The sequence below is a fragment of the Methanobrevibacter sp. genome (assembly GCF_017447225.1).
Taxonomy (GTDB): domain Archaea; phylum Methanobacteriota; class Methanobacteria; order Methanobacteriales; family Methanobacteriaceae; genus Methanocatella.
In genome coordinates this window covers 22516-28515 of record NZ_JAFSNZ010000017.1, presented here as the reverse complement: position 1 = coordinate 28515, position 6000 = coordinate 22516, and the positions used below count along the sequence as shown (strand labels likewise).

At 32.7% G+C, this 6000-nt stretch carries 4 protein-coding genes; 3 read left to right on the top strand and 1 reads right to left on the bottom strand.

Translation table 11 applies throughout. From position 1 onward, the window contains the following. Positions 1-437: 437 nt before the first annotated feature. Positions 438-2423 carry an ABC transporter transmembrane domain-containing protein gene (locus IJQ68_RS01490; protein WP_292796040.1) on the bottom strand — a complete coding sequence of 662 codons (1986 nt, stop codon included), beginning with the start codon at positions 2421-2423 and terminating at the stop codon, positions 438-440. 304 nt (positions 2424-2727) lie between these two features. Between IJQ68_RS01490 and IJQ68_RS01485 the strand changes: the two genes are divergently transcribed. From IJQ68_RS01485 to IJQ68_RS01475, 3 genes are read left to right on the top strand one after another with little or no spacing between them, the layout of a single operon-like run. Further along, positions 2728-3609 carry a DUF4013 domain-containing protein gene (locus tag IJQ68_RS01485; RefSeq protein WP_292796038.1) on the top strand — a complete coding sequence of 294 codons (882 nt, stop codon included), beginning with the start codon at positions 2728-2730 and terminating at the stop codon, positions 3607-3609. A gap of 50 nt (positions 3610-3659) precedes the next feature. Then, positions 3660-4481 carry a DUF4013 domain-containing protein gene (locus tag IJQ68_RS01480; protein WP_292796036.1) on the top strand — a complete coding sequence of 274 codons (822 nt, stop codon included), beginning with the start codon at positions 3660-3662 and terminating at the stop codon, positions 4479-4481. A 59-nt stretch (positions 4482-4540) separates the two neighbouring features. Beyond that, positions 4541-5926, top strand: a complete 1386-nt coding sequence (locus IJQ68_RS01475; RefSeq protein ID WP_292796034.1) for a DHA2 family efflux MFS transporter permease subunit — start codon at positions 4541-4543, stop codon at positions 5924-5926. Positions 5927-6000 lie beyond the last annotated feature (74 nt).

Sequence of the window (6000 nt, the reverse complement as noted above, 5' to 3'; positions counted from 1 at the left end):
ATTACAAAATCATGAATATAACTATTATATAAATTTAACGGAAAAATAAAAACCCGAATTATAAAAAAAGACTGAAAAAAGGATTTTTAAACAAATAAACACTACTTTATAACAAAAGTCCTAACAAATTGACAGTCACAAATATATGGCATTATTTTTTAATGGATAATTTAAATGAATTTGTACCAACAATAGTTTTAAAGCAAAAAAATGGTTAAAACGAATTTTACAATAAATTAAATTGACATCAGGCATTCAAACTTAAAAAAACATCTGAAATCAACCATCAAAGCATATATTAGGCATATTGGAATACATCAATATTATATGGATGTATTTCAATCAAATCCTTTGCATCATAATAAAAAAAGTATACAATCCGGATTAAAAAAATAAATAAAGGTATATAACTTACCTTTTTACACTAATCTGTATGATTATTCATCTGTGCGATAGTCAATAATCGCAAATATCCTTTTGATGCTTGAAAACGCAGTTTCAATAGAAGCCATAGAGGTACTTAGTTTTTTAATAGGTTTTGTCAATAGCTGTCCGTACATGATAACCGCCAGTAGAGTTCCCAGCTGCATTTCACCTACTGATAAAAAGTAAATGCCCGCCATATAAACAGTTATATTGCTTACATTTGTTAAAAGGGTTGTAACAGGCTCCATAATGTTGGTAACGTTCCTGGATTTAGCATAATAGTCAATTACAGTTTGGTTGATTTTTTTAAACCCTTTTTCATGGAATGAATCACGATTTGAGAGACCTCTTTCAAAATAGCTCATCAATCGACCCAAATGCTTTTGATGACCATCATAATAGGCTTTAGATTTATAATCGCATAAGGAAAATGAAATGATATAAATCGGCACTATCACCAGATAAATCAAGCTCAATCTGAAGTCTGTCATCATCATCAGTACTATTACAAGGACTATTGACAGGATTTGTGCATAGATTTCAGAAATTCTGGAAGAGACGAACTCCCTGATGTTCATCACATCGTTGTTTAATCTTGACATGATGAGACCTTTTGAGTTTTCCTGAATGAACGTGGATCCGACAGTATCAATCCTGTCAAATAATTTCATTCTTAAATTGTAGGCCACTTTTTCACCGGTAGCTCCCATGATTCTCTTTGGAGTTAATTTTAAGAGATACCCTGCAGAATACAATACCAAAAGCAATGCCAGGTTAATGTAGACGCCAGCATCGTTGAATGAATTCATATTGGAACTCAATAAATTAACCGTTTTTCCTGCAACTTTAGGGGCATAAACCATACACAATGTGGATACCGTAAGCAAAATCATTGAGATTATTACCTTGATCCTGTCATCCTTTAATATTAAAGCGAATTTTTGAGAGATTTCATTTCTTTCAGCCCATATACTCTTATCCTGCCAGGATATATCTTCCTTTACAATTTCTATTCTTTTTGGATTATCCGTTTTTTCGGATTTTATGATTTTATCTTCCAGATTCAGGACTTCCTCCAAACGCACAGAAGTGGCATATGCACGTGGCCACCTGTCAATCAATGCAGGAAGGAAAGTTAATGTGCTGACGAAGTAGGCAACATATATCAGAATAATAAATGAATCAACAACACTGTCGGTTTCAAAGCCGATTGTGTATCCGGAATTAACCATTGCAAATGTAACTAAAACAATGGAATATAAACCCCACATTAATATCGGGCCTAGGTAATATTGGCTTAAGATATAGGTGACATTCTTGTCATAGGAATTCTCACATGCCTTTTCAAATTCAGATCCATATTCCTGTTTATTGAATGAAATCCTGCCCGCAATATCACTGATTTTAGATAAAAACAGCAGGTTCAGTTTTCCGTATGTCTTTTTTGCCCTGAAAAATATTTTTACAATCTGTTTCATTCTCCAAATCAGAATCAGGCCAAGAACGCCAACAAATGCCAAGAAGAACAATGCATAAGTCGTATCAATCAACGATATTTCATAAATAATTGCTACAAGTGTAACTGGAATCAGCATTAATTGTGTGAGTATTATTACTATAAAACCCTGTTCTGAGGACATTCCCCTGGTTGACCGTGTAACCAGCCCTGAAATTTTAAATTGCTTAATTTCCTCATCAGGCAAGTTCATCAGTATATGGAAGATTTTCTCACGGACGGTATAGGCAGCATTTGAGGCCACTTTTGTTGAGAGAAAGGAAATGATATAAATGGCAATCACTGAAATGACAGTATACATTAACATATATGATCCGGATTTGACAAGCAAATCGATTTTCTGTTCTTTAACTCCAGTCAAAGCCGCACTGAACAAATCAATTATTTCCATTTGAAAGAATGTCTGAATGATTATCAAAGCGAAAATAATCAATATTGTTTTCCATTGAAATTTTAATGAAACCTTCAAAAACTTTCTCATAAACTATTATTTAGTTTTTAAAATAATATATATTATTCCCTCATAATACCTAAAACAACATTTGTTCTTAGTATATTTATCAAAAACAGAACGTTCGTTTTCTACATTATTTAATAACAATAAAATATAGATTTTATATATAAGTTCAACATGATACTTCTAAGGAGGATACATTTCAAAAATGAACTTCAAAGAAGACATGACAAATAAGATTAGGGTCATAGAATAACTCTTTTGCTTATTCTCTTTTCCCGTTTTTTAAAATAAAGTTGAACTAAACTATTCATATTCTGAATCCAATAGGATGGATTACAAAGAATTGCTTATGAAAATATTTGCAGGAGAGATTAACATGAATATAACTGAAATAATCAAGGACGCTTTTCTATTTCCATCAAAAAATACTGGAAGATTTGCAATTTATCTTCTTTTGTCAGTGCTTATGGTAGGATTTGCCCTGGGAGGCATTTTTACATATGCATTTGGAATTATTGATGCTGAGAATTATTTGATGGGAGGAGTATATCTTTTAATTTCACTGCTAATCGGATGTATAATCACAGGTTATCACATCAAGATTATTAAATCTGGGATTGAACTTGATGATAACGTTCCTGTTTTTGAATTGTATAAAGACTTTATGACAGGTTTTGATAACTTTATTGTTTCATTATTTTATTTTATTATTCCTGCATTAATTGTTATGCTTGTAAGTTTCGATACTAATCTTTTTGGCAACGCCATTGAGGTTGTAAAAGAATTTGTTCTACAGATATATGGTGTTTATTTCATGGATATTCCTATAGAGATTGCATTTATTTCAATATCTCCTCTATTAACAGATTTCTTGAATTCTTTAGCTATTACTCTTACTGCTGCTTTTATTGTATTTTTAATCTTTTCAATCCTTCAATTAATGGCTGAAGCAAGATTGGCAAATACTGGCAGTTTAAAGGAAGCTTTAAATATTTTTGAAGCTGTAAAAGACATAACAAGAATTGGTGTGGGCAAAGTAATCCTGTTACTGTTGGCAGTTGTTGTAGTCATTGCAATTATTGAGATTATTTTAATAATTGCATTAACCTTTTATCCATTTTTATTATCAGTTCTTTACATTATACTAACTCCATACATGGTATTAGTTTCTCAAAGAGCTCTTGGATTATTATATTCAGATATAGCTTAACATTAAAATAAAAACATGAAAGTCAAAATAAATATTCAGTGGATGTTAATATGGACATAACAGAAATAATAAAAAGAGCATTTATATTTCCATCAAAAAACTTAGAGATATTATCAATTTATGCTATTTTGTCAGTGTTGGCTGGAGCATTTGCTGTTCAGGGAGTTATAACATTTATATTTGGAATCTTCGACATTGTAAATTTAGTGATTGGGGCAACATATATTGCAATTGCAATAATAATCGGAATTATTACTCGAAGGATTTCCCTTCAGTGTGTTAAATCCGGTATTGAACTGCAGGATAAAATACCTGATTTTAAATGGTGGGGAAATTGGGGTCTCGGTTTAAAGAAAATCGTTATCATGATATTCTACTTTATAGTTCCTGCACTGATTGTTGTATTTATCGGATTGATTACAAATGTTCACGGTAATATTATAAGTATCTATCAAGCATTAACTTTACAGATTTCTCCGATTATTGTGGGAGATTCCGCCATTACAGACGTAATAACTCAGGCTTCATTCCCATTATTTGTTTCATTAGCAATTACCCTTGCGGCAGGTTTGCTCATATTTTTAGTCTTCACATTCTTCCAGGTTATAGCTGAAGCAAGATTGGCGCACACAGGTAGTTTAATGAAAGCTTTAAATTTTATCTCAGCAGCAAAAGACCTGAAAATGATTGGTATAGGTAAGGTAATCGTATTGTCCATATTAATTCTTGTGATTGTCGGTTGTATGGAGGCTGTTTTAACAGTTATCTTTGATCATTTATTTGTTTTATCAATTCTTAATATCGTGATAACACCGTACATTGCATTATTTGGTCAAAGCGCTCTCGGATTTTTATATTCTGATATAGTTTAATTCTTAAACTATTCTTCTTTTTTCATGATATTCAACGAATATAATTAAATGGTGAATTAATGAACATTAAATTAGATAATAAAATGCAGTTGTTGGTTTTATTTACTTTGGCCACCAGCCTAATAAGCATATCCCAAGGAATTATCACAACAGGTGTTGTTTATCTGATGAGTGACTTTTCTGTCTCTTCAACACAAGCGCAGTGGTCATATTCCGCTTTCTTGCTTGTTGTGGGGGTCATGATTCCATTAAGTGCTTTCATATCACGTAGATTTAATGCAAAAACAATATTTTTCTTTTCATTAATCATGTTCCTTTTGGGATCCATCATATGTTACTTTTCAACTTCATTGGCTGTGTTAATTATAGGCAGAGTTCTTCAAGCTATAGGAAACGGTGTTTTGATGCCTTATGTTCAGATTCTGCTTTTAAGAATAATCCCTGAAGAGAAATGGCAAACTTATATGGGATTGTATGGCCTGGTTGTTGCCATAGCTCCAGTTGTCGGATCATTCATTGGAGGTTTTGTAATAACATTATATGGCTGGAGAGCACTGTTTTTGTTTTTCACAATATCCTCACTGATTCTGATGATTTCTGGGCTGATTCTTGTAAAGGACAATACACCAACTGAAAATTATCCTCTGGACTACTTATCAGTCTTATTGTCAGTTATTGGTTGCGGAGGAGTGATGCTTGGTTTTACAAATGTTGCGGATTACGGTTTCACTCATTATTTTGTAATTGTGCCGATAATTATTGGAGTTATTGCTTTGATATTGTTTGTAAGGCGTCAGCCAAAATTAAACAAACCTTTGATTAATATTTCCATTCTTAAAAACAAGTACTTTACTGTGGGAACAGTATTTATCTGCATTCTCTTTTTCGCTTTAAACGGATGCACAGCACTTGTCCCCATATTCATTCAGGGTATAGCAAACAATTCAGCGATTATTTCAGCTTCCGTGCTCTTTCCGGGAGGTCTTCTGATTATCGCATTCAATTTCATAGGTCCTATGCTTACAAACAGGATAGGAATCAAAAAGGTTCTGATAATGGGATGTATTATTTCAATAATAGGATTTGCAAGCATGATGTTTTATACTCAGGATTCCTCATTTGAATTCATGATGATAACCCAATCCATCCGTTATATCGGTGCAGGACTTGCCCTGATGCCGGCCACAACATGGGCATTGACGATGGTATCAGATAAGGTGGAAGACGGAACTGCAGTCAACAATACATTAAGACAGATTTTTGCAGCAATCGGCTCATCAATGGTGGTTGTAATGGTGGCCGTTTTGGCAGGTGGTGTTATAGACCACAATTCAGCATCAGTTATTGCATTTAACCAGACTTCACTGATTCTGCTTGTTTTACATGTCATTATGCTTATTTTGGTCATCGTCTATATTGATGATAAGGAAAAAATCGAAAACTAATGTTTAAAGCCTTAAAAAATTAAAAAGTAAATGCCTGAGCATTTACCAATACTTTTTGATTAATTTTCGCTTGT

Coding starts and splice junctions, on each gene's coding strand:
- IJQ68_RS01490 (WP_292796040.1), bottom strand. CDS start 2,423: ATGAGAAAGTTTTTGAAGGTTTCATTAAAATTTCAATGGAAAACAATA.
- IJQ68_RS01485 (WP_292796038.1), top strand. CDS start 2,728: ATGGATTACAAAGAATTGCTTATGAAAATATTTGCAGGAGAGATTAAC.
- IJQ68_RS01480 (WP_292796036.1), top strand. CDS start 3,660: ATGGACATAACAGAAATAATAAAAAGAGCATTTATATTTCCATCAAAA.
- IJQ68_RS01475 (WP_292796034.1), top strand. CDS start 4,541: ATGAACATTAAATTAGATAATAAAATGCAGTTGTTGGTTTTATTTACT.